18 protein-coding genes are annotated in these 16,047 nt (G+C 45.5%); 14 read left to right on the top strand and 4 right to left on the bottom strand.

The window, feature by feature from the left end; translation table 11 throughout:
* Positions 1–450: 450 nt before the first annotated feature.
* From rnr to dnaB, 11 genes are all read left to right on the top strand, one after another.
* Positions 451–2,760: a ribonuclease R gene (gene rnr, locus K5X84_RS09215; protein ID WP_199494390.1), complete on the top strand. Its 2,310-nt coding sequence runs from the start codon at positions 451–453 to the stop codon at positions 2,758–2,760.
* The gene (gene rlmB, locus K5X84_RS09210; RefSeq protein WP_199494391.1) at positions 2,757–3,503 is read left to right on the top strand and encodes a 23S rRNA (guanosine(2251)-2'-O)-methyltransferase RlmB; all 747 of its coding nucleotides are present in this window, start codon (positions 2,757–2,759) and stop codon (positions 3,501–3,503) included. The genes rnr and rlmB overlap by 4 nt, the downstream gene beginning before the upstream one ends.
* Positions 3,493–3,924 carry a signaling protein gene (locus K5X84_RS09205; protein WP_199494392.1) on the top strand — a complete coding sequence of 144 codons (432 nt, stop codon included), beginning with the start codon at positions 3,493–3,495 and terminating at the stop codon, positions 3,922–3,924. The genes rlmB and K5X84_RS09205 overlap by 11 nt, the downstream gene beginning before the upstream one ends.
* A gap of 137 nt (positions 3,925–4,061) precedes the next feature.
* The gene (rpsF, locus tag K5X84_RS09200) at positions 4,062–4,412 is read left to right on the top strand and encodes a 30S ribosomal protein S6 (RefSeq protein WP_054489148.1); all 351 of its coding nucleotides are present in this window, start codon (positions 4,062–4,064) and stop codon (positions 4,410–4,412) included.
* Positions 4,413–4,436: 24 nt separating this feature from the next.
* Entirely contained in the window at positions 4,437–4,736 is a 300-nt protein-coding gene (priB, locus tag K5X84_RS09195; RefSeq protein WP_011235167.1) for a primosomal replication protein N, read from the top strand.
* 10 nt (positions 4,737–4,746) lie between these two features.
* Entirely contained in the window at positions 4,747–4,974 is a 228-nt protein-coding gene (rpsR, locus tag K5X84_RS09190; protein ID WP_011235166.1) for a 30S ribosomal protein S18, read from the top strand.
* Positions 4,975–5,015: 41 nt separating this feature from the next.
* Positions 5,016–5,468: a 50S ribosomal protein L9 gene (gene rplI / locus K5X84_RS09185; RefSeq protein WP_054489146.1), complete on the top strand. Its 453-nt coding sequence runs from the start codon at positions 5,016–5,018 to the stop codon at positions 5,466–5,468.
* A 134-nt stretch (positions 5,469–5,602) separates the two neighbouring features.
* Positions 5,603–6,127: an RNA polymerase sigma factor gene (locus tag K5X84_RS09180; RefSeq protein ID WP_222235647.1), complete on the top strand. Its 525-nt coding sequence runs from the start codon at positions 5,603–5,605 to the stop codon at positions 6,125–6,127.
* Positions 6,120–6,635 carry a hypothetical protein gene (locus tag K5X84_RS09175; protein WP_199494394.1) on the top strand — a complete coding sequence of 172 codons (516 nt, stop codon included), beginning with the start codon at positions 6,120–6,122 and terminating at the stop codon, positions 6,633–6,635. The genes K5X84_RS09180 and K5X84_RS09175 overlap by 8 nt, the downstream gene beginning before the upstream one ends.
* A 13-nt stretch (positions 6,636–6,648) precedes the next feature.
* A complete protein-coding gene (locus K5X84_RS09170; protein ID WP_222235646.1) occupies positions 6,649–7,611 on the top strand; it encodes a DUF4097 family beta strand repeat-containing protein in 963 nt (320 codons plus the stop codon).
* Positions 7,612–7,706: 95 nt separating this feature from the next.
* Positions 7,707–9,101 carry a replicative DNA helicase gene (dnaB, locus tag K5X84_RS09165; protein ID WP_199494396.1) on the top strand — a complete coding sequence of 465 codons (1,395 nt, stop codon included), beginning with the start codon at positions 7,707–7,709 and terminating at the stop codon, positions 9,099–9,101.
* 6 nt (positions 9,102–9,107) lie between these two features.
* Here dnaB and K5X84_RS09160 read toward each other — a convergent pair whose 3' ends face one another.
* From K5X84_RS09160 to zur, 4 genes are read right to left on the bottom strand one after another with little or no spacing between them, the layout of a single operon-like run.
* A complete protein-coding gene (locus tag K5X84_RS09160) occupies positions 9,108–9,578 on the bottom strand; it encodes a chemotaxis protein CheX (RefSeq protein ID WP_199494397.1) in 471 nt (156 codons plus the stop codon).
* Between the two features lie 3 nt (positions 9,579–9,581).
* Entirely contained in the window at positions 9,582–10,088 is a 507-nt protein-coding gene (locus tag K5X84_RS09155; RefSeq protein WP_199494398.1) for a DUF6702 family protein, read from the bottom strand.
* Positions 10,081–12,411 carry a M1 family metallopeptidase gene (locus tag K5X84_RS09150; RefSeq protein WP_199494399.1) on the bottom strand — a complete coding sequence of 777 codons (2,331 nt, stop codon included), beginning with the start codon at positions 12,409–12,411 and terminating at the stop codon, positions 10,081–10,083. Before K5X84_RS09150 ends, K5X84_RS09155 begins: the two co-directional genes overlap by 8 nt.
* A 41-nt stretch (positions 12,412–12,452) precedes the next feature.
* On the bottom strand, positions 12,453–12,893 hold the full coding sequence (gene zur / locus K5X84_RS09145) for a zinc uptake transcriptional repressor Zur (RefSeq protein ID WP_054489128.1): 441 nt from the start codon (positions 12,891–12,893) through the stop codon (positions 12,453–12,455).
* A 196-nt stretch (positions 12,894–13,089) separates the two neighbouring features.
* On the opposite strand from zur, the gene dusA reads away from it, so the two are divergent.
* From dusA to K5X84_RS09130, 3 genes are all read left to right on the top strand, one after another.
* Positions 13,090–14,049 carry a tRNA dihydrouridine(20/20a) synthase DusA gene (gene dusA / locus K5X84_RS09140; protein WP_244994839.1) on the top strand — a complete coding sequence of 320 codons (960 nt, stop codon included), beginning with the start codon at positions 13,090–13,092 and terminating at the stop codon, positions 14,047–14,049.
* A gap of 173 nt (positions 14,050–14,222) precedes the next feature.
* The gene (locus K5X84_RS09135) at positions 14,223–14,480 is read left to right on the top strand and encodes a hypothetical protein (RefSeq protein ID WP_054489123.1); all 258 of its coding nucleotides are present in this window, start codon (positions 14,223–14,225) and stop codon (positions 14,478–14,480) included.
* A gap of 183 nt (positions 14,481–14,663) precedes the next feature.
* A complete protein-coding gene (locus K5X84_RS09130) occupies positions 14,664–15,875 on the top strand; it encodes a dipeptidase (protein ID WP_404813281.1) in 1,212 nt (403 codons plus the stop codon).
* Positions 15,876–16,047: the final 172 nt, after the last annotated feature.

Genomic DNA, 16,047 nt, shown 5'->3' with positions numbered 1-16,047 from the left:
GAAAAACTCTTGAGGCAGAATCGATTGATTTATCGAGTTCGGGGTCTTCAGCCTGAACCTCAGAAATTGACGATGTCAGATCGACAACGAAAACGGTGTCAGAGTGTTGCTGAGTCGTTAGTTGGCTCTCGCTGCTACCAGATAAAGCGTAGCTGCATGTACTAAAAGCGATGAGTAATAAACACAACAGTACCTGAGAGCTCCATTTTTGGAGCAAGCTGAATTCAGTTGTTGCTGCTGCGTTTTTTAGCATTTTCTGATCTTAGTAAATGTTTCAGCTATCAAATTAGAGTATATCGAACGATTCGACAACTCATTCTTTATCTATTAGAGGATGTATGGGTACGTTTTGTTCAAAATACAAGCGAAGCACTGACATTATCCTTTTCAGCACGTATACTGTCCGCATCGGTCGTCCTTAACCGTGCAACCATACATATATAGGATTCTATGTCAGATAATCAGCAGAACAACAATACGCCAGACTACGAAGTCGAAATTCCAAGCCGCGAACAGTTATTGGAACTTGTTACTTCCAATAATAAACCTGTTCATTTTGACGAGTTTATTCGCCATTTCAACCTGGATGACGAACGTCAGGCTGTTGGCTTAAAACGTCGGTTGCGGGCAATGGAGCGCGACGGGCAGCTTATTTACAGTAAAGCAAATGCTTATGGTCTGCCTGAGCGTATGGACTTGATTAAAGGTCGTATCATTGGTCATAAAGACGGTTTTGGTTTCTGCCAGACTGAAGACGGCGGAAAAGATCTCTTTATTCCGCATCACCAAATGTATTCTGTATTACACGGCGACCGAGTACTCGTTCAGCCTAGTGGTAAAGACAGTCGGGGTCGCACCGAAGGGCGTATTGTACGTGTTACGGAGCCAAGAGACAGTAACATTGTTGGCCGCTACTTCATTGAACACGGTTTAGGTATTGTAGTGCCGGACGATGGTCGCATTAGTCAGGATATCCTCATTCCGGATGCGGATAAAAGTGGGGCTCGTCACGGTCAGTTAGTTGTTGTAGAGATAACTCGTCGGCCAAGTCGTCGAACCAGCCCCATAGGCCGGGTGACCGAGGTTCTGGGTGAACATATGGCGCCTGGCATGGAAATTCAGGTGGCTATTCGCGAGCACGATATTCCCACTGAATGGCCATCAGAAGTTGATGAAGAATTAAAAAAATACAGTGAAGAGGTTCCGGCAGAAGCTTATGAAGGACGTAAAGACCTACGTGAACTTCCGCTTATTACTATTGATGGTGAAGACTCTCGCGACTTTGATGACGCGGTTTGCTGTGTGCCTGAAGAGAAAGGTTGGCGTTTATGGGTCGCTATAGCCGATGTTTCCTATTATGTACGGCCCGATACGGTGCTTGATAAAGCCGCGACTGATAGAGGGAATTCGGTTTATTTCCCCAGTAACGTTATTCCTATGTTACCGGAGAAGCTTTCAAACGGCTTATGTTCATTGAACCCCGATGTTGACCGTCTGTGTATGGTTGCAGAGATGGAACTGGGGCCTCGTGGGAAACTGAAATCGACTCAATTCTACCCGGCAGTAATGAAAAGTCATGCTCGTCTGACTTACAACAAAGTTAAGAAGTTGCTTGATGGCGACGAAGAGCTGCAACAACAGTATCAGCATGTGATGGACAACGTTCAGGAGCTTGAACGTCTTTACAATGCGTTAAGTGCTGCCCGCAAACGCCGTTCGGCTATCGAATTCGATACGCAGGAAACCCGCTTCATTTTTAACGCTGAGCGTAAAATTGAAAGTATCGAGCCTGTTAAACGTCATGTTGCTCATAAAATTATTGAAGAGTGCATGATCATGGCTAACGTGGCATCCGCCCAGCTTATTGAGTCTGACAAAGAAATTGGCGCGTTATTCCGTGTGCATGAGACTCCGGCGGATGAACGTCTGAACAACTTCCGCAGTTTTCTTGGTGAACTCGGCCTGAATCTCGAAGGTGGTGATGAGCCCTCTCCGAGGGACTACGCGACACTGCTTGAACAAGTTAAAGATCGTCAGGATCACGAACTTATTGAGACTATGTTGCTGCGTTCAATGCAACAGGCCGTTTATCAGCCTGAGAATAAAGGCCATTTCGGTCTGGCATTGAAATCTTATGCACACTTTACTTCACCTATTCGTCGTTATCCCGATCTGATTTTGCATCGTGCGATAAAAGCTATTCTGCGCAAAAATGAAGGCGAAGGTAAAGGGCTTGTCGGAGCCTGGGCTTATTCGGAAAAACAGCTGGATGAACTGGGCGTGCATACCTCAATGACAGAACGTCGGGCAGATGATGCCACTCGTCAGGTAGATGAGTGGTTAAAATGCGAGTTCATGCTCGACCATATTGGTATGGAGTTTGAAGGTGTTATTTCATCTGTTACTAACTTTGGTTTATTTGTTCGTCTTAGTGATTACCAAATTGACGGGCTTATTCATATTAGTAACCTCGACAATGACTATTACCATTTTGATCAGCAAAAAGGGATGTTAGTTGGCGAGAACAGCCACAGCGTATTCCGTCTGGGTGATAACGTTAAAGTGAAAGTTAAAGACGTAAACCTCGATGACCGGAAAATTGATTTAACCTTACTGGAAGCGACGAGCCCGGGTGGCAAAAAGCGCAGTATGCCGGCAAAAGGTTCTGGAAAGGGTAAACGTAAGGGTCAACCCAGAGGCAAGGGTGGTCAACGGAAAAACACAAACCGCGGTGGCGGTAAAGGACGTAGTAAGTCATGAGCCAAAAAGTGACTGTGTTTGGCCTGCACGCAGTGCGGGCTATATTAAAAAACCACCCGGATCGTTTGGTTGAGCTCTACGTTTCTAAAGAGCGCCAGGACGATTCTGTGCGTGACATTGTAAACCAATGTCATGCGACGGGTGTACGTCCTCAATGGGTGCCTAAACAAGCTCTGGAAAAAAGGGCCGAAGGCGGGAATCACCAGGGGGTTGTTGCAACGGTTCAGTCTCCACCCACCTTAACGGAGCAAGATCTTCCGGGGTTATTGGAGCAAAGCCAAACCGCTGCGTTGTTTCTGGTGCTTGATGGCGTAACTGACCCGCATAATTTAGGGGCCTGTTTGCGTACAGCCGATGCCGCTGGCGTCACCGCTGTTATTGTCCCTAAGGATAAATCGGCACAGATTACGCCAACGGTACGTAAAGTCGCTTCTGGTGCGGCAGAAAATGTGCCTATGGTTGTTGTTACAAACTTAGCGCGGGCTCTGCGCGATATTCAGGAGCTGGGCGTCTGGGTATACGGTACGGCAGGGGAAGCGACTCAGTCAGTCTATGATGTCGATTACCGCGGACCGGTGGCTTTGGTGATGGGCGCTGAAGGAAAAGGAATGCGCCGTTTGACCCGCGAAACCTGTGACGATTTAGTATCTATTCCTTTATCTGGCAGTGTCAGTAGTCTGAATGTTTCAGTAGCCAGTGGTGTGTGTCTATTTGAGGTAGTCAGGCAGCGCAATGGATCTTAAACGTCGCCTTTTGCCTATTGCTATTGCTTTAGGCATGGTTGCTGTGCTCTTTGTAAGCTGGACGCCTAACTGGGAATCTCCCACCTGGTTGCGCTCAGAAAAGCCTTACGTTGCTTTTCATTTCGAACTGCAGGATAACGCTGAAAAGTCCGTGGAAAATTTGGCTTTTGATATCAGTAATCGGCTGGAAGTCAGACACGAATGGCACAGGGTCGAGGACAATAACGCTGAGTGGCAGGTGAATCTGGCTTTTCAGAACCAACAGGACGCGATACAAATTGATGCCACTGTAAGACGTCAGGAAAAGATTGTTGATCATATTGTTGTACGCGGAGAAAGCGCCGTGGCTAATGAGTTAGCCGACCGCATTGTTGCCCTGCTCAGTTCCCGTATCGAAAAGGCTCATAAAAACGCCGATTAATTTGCAATCGGCGTTCATTTTAGTTAGTATCGCGCGGCTTAAATCAGCCATATTTTAATTTTATTGAATGTGTTCCTTGCTTCTATGTTAGTGCGGCTGAGCTAAACTGAGGCTATACGAACCAAAAGGAAACTGTAATGCGTCATTACGAAATCGTATTTATGGTCCACCCGGACCAAAGCGAGCAAGTACCTGGCATGATCGAGCGCTATAGCGAAACGATTAAGCAAGGTGGTGGTCAAATCCATCGTTTAGAAGACTGGGGCCGTCGTCAATTGGCTTACCCAATCAACAAACTGCATAAAGCACACTATGTTCTGTTGAACATTGAAGCGTCTGCAGAAGTTGTGGAAGAGCTGGAAACTGCATTCCGTTTCAACGATGCAGTCTTACGCAACATGATCATGCGTAAGAAAGAAGCTATTACAGAGCCTTCGCCGCTGACTAAGCCGAAGGAAGATCGTAAAGGTGACAGTGAAGCAGCGTAAGCTTGCTGACTTTCTATAACCCTTATGAATCGACTGCATTTAACCGGAACACTTGGCAAAGTACCTAAGCTGGAAACCAGCCCTTCAGGTATTGAGCATTTACAATTAGTGATTGAACATCGGTCTATGCAACCGGAAGCTGGTATGAATCGTCAATCTTATGTGCGTATTCAGGTCGTTTTAAGTGGTGAAGGTTTACAACACTGGTTAGAAAAATTGACGGTGGGTTGTGAAGTTTTAGCAGAAGGTTTTCTGCACCGTCACGAGGATAGCAATGGCTCACCTCGTTTGGTACTTCATGCTCAGCATCTCGAATTGATTTAAGGAGACCATCATGGCTCGTTTTTTTCGTCGCCGCAAATTCTGCCGCTTTAAAGCAGATGGCGTAAAAGAAATTGATTATAAAGATATCGCTACGCTTAAGAACTACATTACTGAAACTGGTAAAATCGTTCCTAGCCGTATTACTGGAACATCCGCTAAGTATCAGCGTCAGTTAGCGCGCGCTATCAAGCGTGCTCGTTATTTGTCACTGCTGCCTTATACTGATTCACATCAGTAAGCTAGCACCGGTTCGATTACCAAAAGTAGAGGTAGCGAGAAATGAATGTCATTTTGTTAGATAAAATTGCTAACTTGGGAAGCCTTGGCGATCAAGTCAGTGTAAAATCAGGTTATGCACGTAACTTTCTTTTCCCACAAGGAAAAGCAGTACCGGCAACGAAAAGCAACGTTGAACTGTTTGAACAACGTCGTGCTGAGTATGAAGCTAAATTAGCTGATCACTTAGCTGCTGCCGAAGCCCGTGCTGAAAAAGTTAATGCTTTAGATACAGTTACTATTGCCTCTAAAGCAGGTGATGAAGGCAAATTATTTGGTTCTATCGGTACTCGTGACATCGCTGATGCAGTAACAGCTGCAGGCGTTGAAGTGAAGAAGAGCGAAGTATTAATGCCGCACGGTACACTGCGTGAAGTTGGTGAGTTCGATATCGAATTACATTTACACGCTGATGTATTTGCGAACATCAAATTGAAAATTGTAGCGGCTGAGTAAGTCACTATAGTTTTTAGAAAAAGCTGCCTTATGGCAGCTTTTTTTTTGGAAAATTTTCATTCGTGTAAACCTTTCCTGTGTAAGTGTCGTCTAAACTCACAAAGCAATTATAAAGTGGTATCAGGGAGATAACCTTGCAACGTGAACCAGCCAGTGATGACGTGCTATTAGCGGCGCAAGGTGACGTGGACGCTTTTCAGCGACTGTATTACCGACATATAAAGCAAGTGTATGGATTAGTGCTTAGACTCTGTGCTGATAAGGCACTAGCAGATGACTTAGTTCAGGAAGTTTTTGTGCAACTCTGGCAAAAATTAGGCTCTTTTCGGGGCGAATCAAAATTTAGTAGTTGGTTGTATCGAGTAACAACCAATATCTGCCTAACCGAAATACGTAAACAAAAGCGATGGTTTTCAAGGTTTACCTCTGACAGCAAAGAGACTTCAGAACCAATAAATGAAGGTAACCTCGATGTGAGCCAACTGGATAAACTGATTTTAAAATTACCGGAACAGACTCGGCAGGTCTTTGTTTTACATGCTTTGCAAGGTGAGTCCCATCAACAAATTGCCGACTGGCTGGGAATTGCGCCAGGCACCAGTAAAGCGCAGTTTCACCGGGCTCGTAAACGTTTAGAGGAGTGGCTACAAGATGAGTGATAACAAACAGGCTCAAAACCTTGAAGACCAACTCGAACAGATTAAAAAGGAGGGTATTGAGCCTCCTCAAGACTTCTGGCCGGTGATTGAGAACCGACTGAGTCACTCCGAGCCTCTGGCAAAAAAAGGGCGGGGCTTTTGGTCTGGTGCGGTAGCCGCCAGTATTGTTATTGCTACCTTCATGGCAGGATGGCAGCTTAGTGTGCCGAAGTCATCGGATAATCCCGTGACCGGGTACTATTTATTGGCGGAAAAAATGAATGCAGAGCAACAGGCACAAATATATAGCATGCGTGTTGGCTATGAAACGGCAGGTTACCGACAGATGAATGGTAATACTGAGGAGAATTTAACCCAGCTGGCTTTTGCCAGAGAAGAAATTACAGAGTCCCTGCGCAAAACACCCGGAGACCCGAACTTATTGGAATTATTGCGTTGGGTTAATGAACAGGAATTAAAGTTACTTAGTCAATCTTATACGTTGACCAAGACCGTACAAGAAATCTAACCAGGAGTTAAAAATGAAAAAAATATTAACCATAGTTGGTTTATCGCTACTTATGTTCGGTTCTGCTATAGCGGCTCAGGAAAAGGTGGATGAAACGCTGGCTGTTTCACCAGCGGCAAGGGTCTCTATTGATAATATGAGAGGGAAGGTTGAGCTTATAGTAAATGACAAAGATGAAATTCGGGTTGTGGGAAAACTCGATGAAAAAGCGGAAGACTTTGTTTTTGAACAGAGGGGGACAGGGGTTCACATTAACGTAAAAGTACCTGAACAAAGAGGCTTTAACTTGTCTTCAGACGACTCTGAAGGTTCAGATCTCAAAATATACCTGCCTTCATCTATGGATATTAGTGTCAATGGTGTCTCCATGGATGTCTCTGCAAATGACTTTGATGGCGGCCTGGAAATCCGCTTGGTTAGTGGTGACATAGAGGTTAGTAGCATCAAAAACCGGGTGCTTTTAAAGACTGTCAGCGGTGATATCGATGCTGAAGAACTTGAAGGAGAGGTTCGCTTCGAAACCGTTAGTGGCGACATTATGGACATTAACAATGGTTCAGAGTCAGCGACTTATCAGTCAGTAAGCGGTGATATTACCAGCCAGTCAGATTCTGTTACGGAACTTACAGTGCAGTCAGTTTCAGGCGATATTGATGTTAAAGCCGGTGTACTGCGCAAAGGGAAAGTGACAACAGTCAGTGGCGACGCCATACTGACCGCCGGCTTGCACAGTACTGCTCGCATAGAGTCCAGTTCGGTAAGTGGTGACTTAACCTTTAAGTGGATGGGCGATATTCATTCCAGCTTTAATATTAAGTCTAATGCGGGTGGTGAAATTACCAACCGACTAACTGATGATAAAGCTAATGAAGCAGAGTGGGGACCATCGTCCAGACTCGAGCTCTCTGTCGGTGATGCAAGTGCGGATGTTTCGGCGACAACCGTTAGCGGTGAAATTACACTCGATAAAAATTAAATACTTCAGTTAAGCCTTGCTGTGCTTTCTAAATAAGAGGGGATTTTGTATAGTAATCCCCTCTTATTATTTCCCTTGGCGAGACAACTTTCCTCATGGCAGAGAAGTCAAAAAAACGCGACGCATCCATAGAAGCTTTAAGATCAGCTCCACATTCAATTGAAGCCGAGCAGTCCGTTCTTGGTGGACTCATGCTGGACAATGATGCCTGGGATAATGTCGCCGGCAGTGTCATCGCAGAAGACTTCTATCACCGCTCGCATCGACTCATTTTCAAAGCAATGCACGAGCTTGCGCAGCGTAGTCAGCCAATGGACTTAGTTACCGTCTCTGAGACCCTGGAAAGCTCTGGTGAATTAGAACAGGTTGGCGGGTTCGCATACTTGGGAGAGATTGCAAAAAATACACCAAGTGCCGCTAATATACTCGCCTACGCAAATATTGTCCGCGAGCGAGCGGTATTGCGCGAGATGATAGGTGCAGCAAATGAAATTGCTGAGTCCGGCTATGATACACAAGGGCGCAGCAGCGCAGAGCTTTTAGACTTAGCCGAATCTAAAGTCTTTCAGATAGCAGAGAAACGTGTCAGCTCAAGTGAAGGGCCGCAAGGCATTAACCTGATTTTGCAGCGCACGGTTAGCCGTATTGAGCAATTAAGTAAACTGAAAAACAATAATGGCGTAACCGGTGTGTCGACCGGCTTTACCGACTTAGATCAGATGACTGCCGGGTTACAACCTTCCGATTTGGTGATAGTTGCAGCACGTCCGTCTATGGGTAAGACAACCTTTGCCATGAACCTGGCTGAGAATATTGCACTTAATGACGACCGCCCGGTGTTGGTCTTTAGTTTAGAGATGCCAGCCGAGCAGCTGATGATGCGTATGCTGGCATCGCTAAGCCGGGTTGACCAGAATAAGGTGCGTACGGGTAAACTTGAAGATGATGACTGGGCGCGCATTGCGTCGGTCATGAATATGCTAAATGACAAAAACAATATTTACATAGACGACTCTTCAGGCCTAACGCCTACCGAAGTCCGTTCCCGCGCCCGCCGCATTCATAGAGAGCACAAAGGTATTTCTATGATTATGGTCGATTACCTTCAGCTCATGACAGTGCCGGGCATGTCGGAGAACCGGACACTGGAAATCGCCGAGATCTCGCGCTCTCTAAAGTCGCTGGCGAAAGAACTGGAAGTGCCGGTTGTCGCGCTATCGCAGCTTAACCGTTCCCTGGAGCAACGCTCGGACAAGCGTCCGGTTAACTCAGACTTACGTGAATCAGGCTCTATTGAGCAGGATGCGGATGTTATTATGTTTATTTATCGGGATGAGGTTTATCATCCCGACTCAGCGGAGCAAGGCCTGGCGGAAATTATTATTGGTAAGCAGCGTAACGGGCCTATTGGTAAGGTAGAGCTGAAGTTCCATGGCCAATTATCGAGGTTCGATAACTATGCCCGCAACATTAGCGACGACCGTTACTAATCGTCGCTAGTTAATTTTGTCGAAGCAGATTTCAATATAAGCTTTTCCGGCGACATGATTGAACGGCATAATCAGTTTTGAACCTTCTGATTTGTGCGAAATGGTATGGTCCTTTCCGGATACTACTATCGGTGTTGCCATATCAAAATCATAGCCTTTTTCACCTAAAGTTTTTTTTGCGCCACCAGTGACCATATTGGTGATTTCACCGACCATGTCACACACATCTTCATTAATTGAGTCCGGCAGCTCGCCTAACATCTTGTTCATTATTTCACAGGCTAAGTTCTCTTCAAAAGATATGGAAAATGAGCCTTTAATTTGCGGTCCAACCATACCGATGATGCCCGATACATCCCCACGAGCGTACTCATCTTTTTTAAGCTGCGCCTTACCGGGTTTCAATTCCATTTGAGCCATCATCGACAAGACATTTTGCAGTGCTTGAAGAAATGGATTTACGAACTCGGCATTCATTGTTTATTCCTTTATATCTTGCTGACACTTAATTGTGTCAGATGTGTTTTCAATGGTTAAAATTAGACTACGATTACCATAGTCATCAACAACATTGATAGTATTTACCTGTGCTGAAAAATTGTTCATCAAAAGCGTATTGGATAATGTCCACCTGCACAGGTTATCACGCTTAGGGACTTCCTGATAAATCCAAATTTTCTGATAGTCTGCTTCAAAACCTACCCAGCTTGGTTTAACGGCTTCTCCCTGAGAGTCAGTGAGTTGAAATTCTTCATTTACCCAGTTACGAATTTGCTTTTCCGCATCTTCTTGCTCAAGTCTGAAGGCTTTACCCAGCCGCTTTTTCAGCGCCTGCTGTACGTCGTGCAAAGTATATTGATGCACAATTTCAATAGCATCGGTGTTCTTGTTGGTGCTAATTTCGGTCAACCCAAAAAAGTACCGATGCGCTGATACCGAGGGTATCAGCGCAAAAGTCAGAACAATAGCAGCAACGAATTTAATCATCGTTACCTGACTCCAACTCCTGGTTATAGTCTTCCATCATGCTCTTATTACGGTCATCTCGTTTGAAAAGCTCAATTCGTGATGGTACAGCACGAGCCGGCCAATAATTATTATCGGTGTCTACGTCTGCTGTTTCCCAGTTAGGGTCAACAATGACCTGAGTAAGCGTTTTATCACGGATTAATAACTTACTGACGCTCTCTGGTGAACGTCGCCAAACTTCAGCAGGAATACGAACATGCTCTTTAGTACCGTCTTCATAGTGAAGGTCTAGCAAGATAGGCATAACTAAGCCGCCTTTGTTAGCAAAGTCGAGCACATAGAAATTACTGCCGTTTTCCAGCATTTGTTTCTGTTCGTCATTGAGTCCTTCAATGAGTTTTCTGTATTCGTTACGGTCTGCATTAGTTACCGTAAACTCATCGTTTTCATTATAGAAGTCGGCAAGCTGTGGTTGTTGATGAATTTTGTAATTAACATCGGCGTTGCGCTTGGTGGTTAAAGACTCAGGCTCTGCATCATGTTGTTTTTCAGCCCAGGCCTTTTCAACTTCCGGATCCTGAGTATTAATCGTTAACTGGTTAACTTGTTCTAATGAAATATCGACATGGTCAGTCGAATAGAACCAGCCGCGCCAGAACCAATCCAAGTCGACCCCTGAAGCATCTTCTAAGGTTCTGAATAAATCTTCTGGTGTCGGGCGTTTAAATTTCCAACGCTGCGCGTATTCGCGAAATGCGAAATCAAACAGGTCGCGACCGACAATAGTTTCACGCAGTATATTTAGAGCGGTAGCTGGCTTCCCATAGGCGTTATTACCGAACTGCAGGATAGACTCTGAGTTGGTCATAATGGGCATCTGGTTACTACTGGCCATGTAACGGGTAATGTTACGCGGCTCACCACGCCATGAAGGGTAATCTTTTTCCCATTTTTGTTCAGCCAGGAATTGCAAATACGTGTTTATTCCTTCGTCCATCCAAGTCCATTGACGCTCATCCGTATTGACGATCATGGGGAAGTAAATATGACCAATCTCGTGAATAATGACCGAAATAAGGCCGTATTTCGTGCGTTTGGAGTAGTACTTCTCACCCGAGTCTTCGTCAACGTATGGACGAGGGCCATTGAAGGTTATCATTGGGTACTCCATACCACCGACAGGCCCATTGACTGAAATTGCTACCGGGTAGGGGTAGTCAAAGCTATAGTCATTGTAATGCTCAATGGTGTGGATAATAGAAGCCGTTGAGTAACGCTCCCATAAAGGGTTGCCTTCTTCGGGGTAGAAGGACATAGCCAGTACATCAGTGTCGTTTTTCTTGTAGCCCTGAGCGTCCCAGATAAATTTGCGTGAGGAAGCCCAGGCAAAATCACGAACTTTCTCAGCTTCAAAAATCCAGGTTTTGGTTTCGCTGGTCCCTTCTTTTTGGTTCTCCAGAGCTTCTTCTTCGGTAACAATTTTTATTGGTTCGTCGGCGTTACGTGCAGCTTCCAGACGCTGGCGTTGGATGGACGTCAGAACATCTTCCGGGTTCTGTAAAACACCGGTAGAGGCAACAATGTGATCCGCCGGAACCGTAATTTCTACACGGTAGTCACCGAACTCCAAAGCGAACTCCCCATTGCCGACAAACTGTTTGTTCTGCCAACCTTCAGCGTCATAATACGCTGCCATACGAGGGAACCACTGTGCCATTTCGTACAAGTAGTTGCCGTCTTCTTCAAAGTATTCGTAGCCGCCGCGACCGCCCAGCACCTCAGCTTCAATGATGTTGAATTGCCAGTTGATATTAAATGTGACGCTATCACCACTTTTTAGCGGCTCACTGAGATCAAGCCGTAACATGGTGTCGTTAACATAATGCGCAAGCGGTTCACCATTTTCTTTACTGATTTCAGTAAGCTCATAGCCAGCAGGAAAGCTTTCCTGAGTTAACATACTTTCCATACGGGAAAAACTAACACGCTCTAAACTTCCTGTGGCCCGGCTTTGTGGCCCGATAGAGTCCTTTTTGAATCGGTTTTGATCAAGCTGAACCCACAAGTAACGCAGGGTGTCTGGTGAGTTATTGGTGTAAGTAATGGTGCTTTTAGCGGTAATACGTTGATTCTCGTCATCTAACGCGACCTGGATCTTATAATCGGCTTCTTGTTGCCAGTATGCGTGGCCGGGCGCTCCGGACGCTGTCCGGTAGATATTTGGACTGCGAAATTTGTCGTCGTTCAGTTGACGGAACTTATCCTCGAATGCCTGGGCTGTTGCCGCTTGGTTTACGGTAAAGCAAACCGCTGCAGCCGCTATAAGATGACTGAGTTTCATTGTGCTACCTATTGTTATTTATTATTTATGGGTACAACCATTCAATGGCACTTAGCGCACAAGCCATGTGCCTCTATAGTTTGGTTTTGAACTTTAAAGCCTTGATCTTCCGCCTGGTGCTTTAACTCGTCATAAACACCCTCAGACTGAATTTCCTGAACGTCTCCGCAGGATTCACAAATGAGCATTTGCACAGGATGCTGATGATCAAAATGTGAGCAAAGAACAAAGCTGTTTGATGATGTGATTTTATGAACGAAGCCTTGCTCTTGTAGAAAGTCTAAAGCGCGATAAATAGTAGGAGGTTTTGCGTTTGGCATGACCTCACGCAGTTGATCGAGTAAATCGTAGGCTCCGACAGCTCCTGAGTGCTCAGCGAGTATTGCAAAAACTTCGCGCCGGGCATTTGTGAGTCGGGCACCGCGTTGTTGGCAGAGTTTCTCTGCTTTATGTATCAATCGTTGTGCTTCTTGAGCTGTCATTGTCTACTACTATTTAAGATCGTTCTGGTCATTGTAGAGAGTTTTACAGGCAAGGAAAAGGGTTTTACGGAAGAGGCTGCTTAGTCGCTTATTCTGAGTTAAAATGTCAGGCAATTACTCGAAATTTATTGACTAACTTTTTAACCGGGTGGATGTTTTGGCTGTACCATATTCTTACAAGCTCTCAGTAGCGCCTATGCTGGACTGGACCGATCGTCACTGTCGGTACTTCCATCGTTTACTAACATCAACCACCCTTCTTTATACTGAAATGGTGACGACTGGCGCTATTATTCATGGCCAACAGGATTTTTTAGCATTCAACTCAGAGGAACACCCCGTTGCGCTTCAATTGGGAGGCTCTGAGCCTGACGCAATGGCTCACTGTGCCGCTTTAGCCCAAGAGCGGGGCTATGATGAAGTTAACATTAATGTTGGTTGTCCTTCTGACCGGGTTCAGAATGGAAGTTTTGGTGCATGTTTAATGGCGGAACCTAAAAAAGTAGCTGATTGTGTGAGCGCGATGAAAGCGGTTACCGATATTCCCATAACGGTAAAGACCCGACTCGGAATAGACCATCAGGACTCCGATGACTTCCTTTATCAGCTAACTGATGCCGTAGTCGCAGCAGGTGCCGACCAATTGACTTTGCACGCGCGCAAAGCTTGGTTACAAGGCCTGAGTCCTAAAGAAAACAGAGATATTCCCGAGTTGCAATATGAGCGTGTTTACCGGGCACAGCAACGGTATCCCAGTATTCCTGTTTCGATTAATGGCGGAGTTGCAACTATTGAGGACGTTAAAGAGCATTTAGCTCAAGTTCAAGGTGTGATGATAGGGCGAGCGGCTTATCAGAACCCCTGGTTGTTGACTGAGTTGGATTCGTTGACGGGTGTTGAGCGGTCAGAGTTGTCCCGGGAAGCGATTGTTACCGCAATGATACCTTATATCGATAACCATATCCGTCAGGGTGGCCGAGCATGGCACGTGGCCAGACATATGCTGGGACTCTTTCAGGGAATGGCCGGGGGGAAGCGTTGGCGACAGTATCTTAGCGTGAAAGGTCCGAGGGCGACTTGTGCTGAGCAATTGCTTTACGGTGCCTTGGCGTTTCGGGATGACCACAGTCAACATGTTTCGTCACTAACCTCATAAATACACTAAAAATTAGTGAAAAACACTAACCTGCTGAAGGTAAGGTTTTTACTGTTAATTAAATAAATACATATAAAACAACACCTTAAATAAAATCAAAAAGCTGGCACAACCTTTGAATTAGTTAGTGCGACTTAACTAACGCACTGTCATTTATTCAAAGGAGAAAAATTATGAAAGCGTTAATCGTAAGTGTTGTCAGTGGTGTTATGTTGTTCAGCGCATCGGCTTCAGCTGCCGATGATAATAGAGATTCTATCGCTGCTGAGATACAAGCTCAGATTGCTGAAATATCAGAGCAAGGTATGGAAACTATCAAGCAGTCAGTTTCTGATTCTATTCAGGAGTGGGGCCTTGAATTGTTTTCCAGTCTGCAGTTGACTGAAACTCAAAGTAAAGCGTCCGAAGAAAAAAGTCAGCAGACTCAGTAGGGAGCTCCCATGATTTTATTAGATCAATGGTGGCTCATTTGGTTGACCGCGCCGGTATTAGGAACGTTAGTCGTCGGCGCTGTCATAAGTTTCAGCGCATCCCTAATGCGGCACAGCTAGACTTTTGGTACTCTGCGTATATCTCGTTATAACAATAAAAGAGGAATACGTATGTTTAAGTCTCTGATAGCCGCGTCCGTGCTGGCCGTAATAACTGGCTGCGCAACAGCCGCACAGCCCACAGAAGGTAACGCTGAACAAGCAAAGTATACAGCGAGTGATAAAGCTGAAAGGCTGGCAAAAGAGTACCTTCTGGTTGATACACATATTGATGTGCCTTACCGAATTCACGATAAATGGGAAGATGTAACAGAAGCGACTGCCGAAGGCGATTTTGACTACCCTCGCGCTGTTGAAGGCGGTCTGGATGCGCCTTTCATGTCAATTTATATTCCAGCTTCTTATGAGCAAAGCGGTGGCAGTGTTCAACTGGCTCACGAACTTATTGATGGTATGGAAGCTCTGGTTGCACGAGCCCCTGATAAGTTTGCCATGGCTTATAGTACGGATGATATCCGTAGTAATAAAGAGCAAGGGCTAATGTCTATTGCTTTGGGGATGGAGAATGGCACACCAATTGAAGGTGACCTTGATAACTTGCACATGTTTTATGAGCGTGGCATTCGCTACATTACTCTGGCTCACTCATTATCTAATCACATTTCTGATTCCTCTTATGACATTCGCCGCCAGTGGGATGGTTTAAGCCCCTTTGGTAAGGAACTGGTCAAAGAAATGAACAAAGTTGGCGTTATGGTTGATGTTTCTCACATCTCCGATGAGGCGTTCTACCAGGCCGTCGAAATTAGTGACGTGCCAGTCATAGCTTCGCATTCGTCGCTGCGCTCATACACCCCCGGTTTCGAGCGTAATATGAGCGATGACATGCTAAAAGCTTTAGCGGAAAATGAAGGTGTTATCCAGATTAACTTTGGTTCATCGTTTTTGGCTGAGCAGGCAAACCGTTACCGCGATATGATGAAAAAGCGTATTAATGCTGTAAAAGAGCAGTATGGTGAAGACAGCGATGAAGCCAAACGTCGCATTAAAGACATAGAGGCAAATAATCCGTACCCGTTTGCGACATTAGATACAGTTCTGGACCATATCGACCACGTGCGCGACTTAATTGGCGTTGAGCATATAGGTATTGGCTCAGATTATGACGGTGTCGGTGATTCATTACCGGTCGGCTTAAAAGATGTATCTACCTATCCAAACCTTGTTCAGGGCTTAATGGACAGAGGGTACTCAGATAAAGAAATTGAAATGATTCTGGGTGGTAATTTAATGCGTGTTTGGGAACAAGTGGAAGACTACGCCGAAACACATTAAGGGCTTGACACCCGGCCGTGAATCGGTATAATTCGCGGCCACGTCTTTTGAGTTTATCGGCTTTGGCCGTGTAAAAGGCGTTCGACAACAGTCCCGATTGGGGACTGAACGGTTGACGTAGAATGTCGCACCCCCGGTATGTGCCAGGGAGGTTGCGATTTTCTGTGCTCTT

The organism is Idiomarina abyssalis, from assembly GCF_019797805.1.
In the GTDB taxonomy this organism is placed as follows: Bacteria; Pseudomonadota; Gammaproteobacteria; order Enterobacterales; family Alteromonadaceae; genus Idiomarina; species Idiomarina abyssalis.
This window is presented reverse-complemented; position numbering and strand designations above follow the sequence as displayed.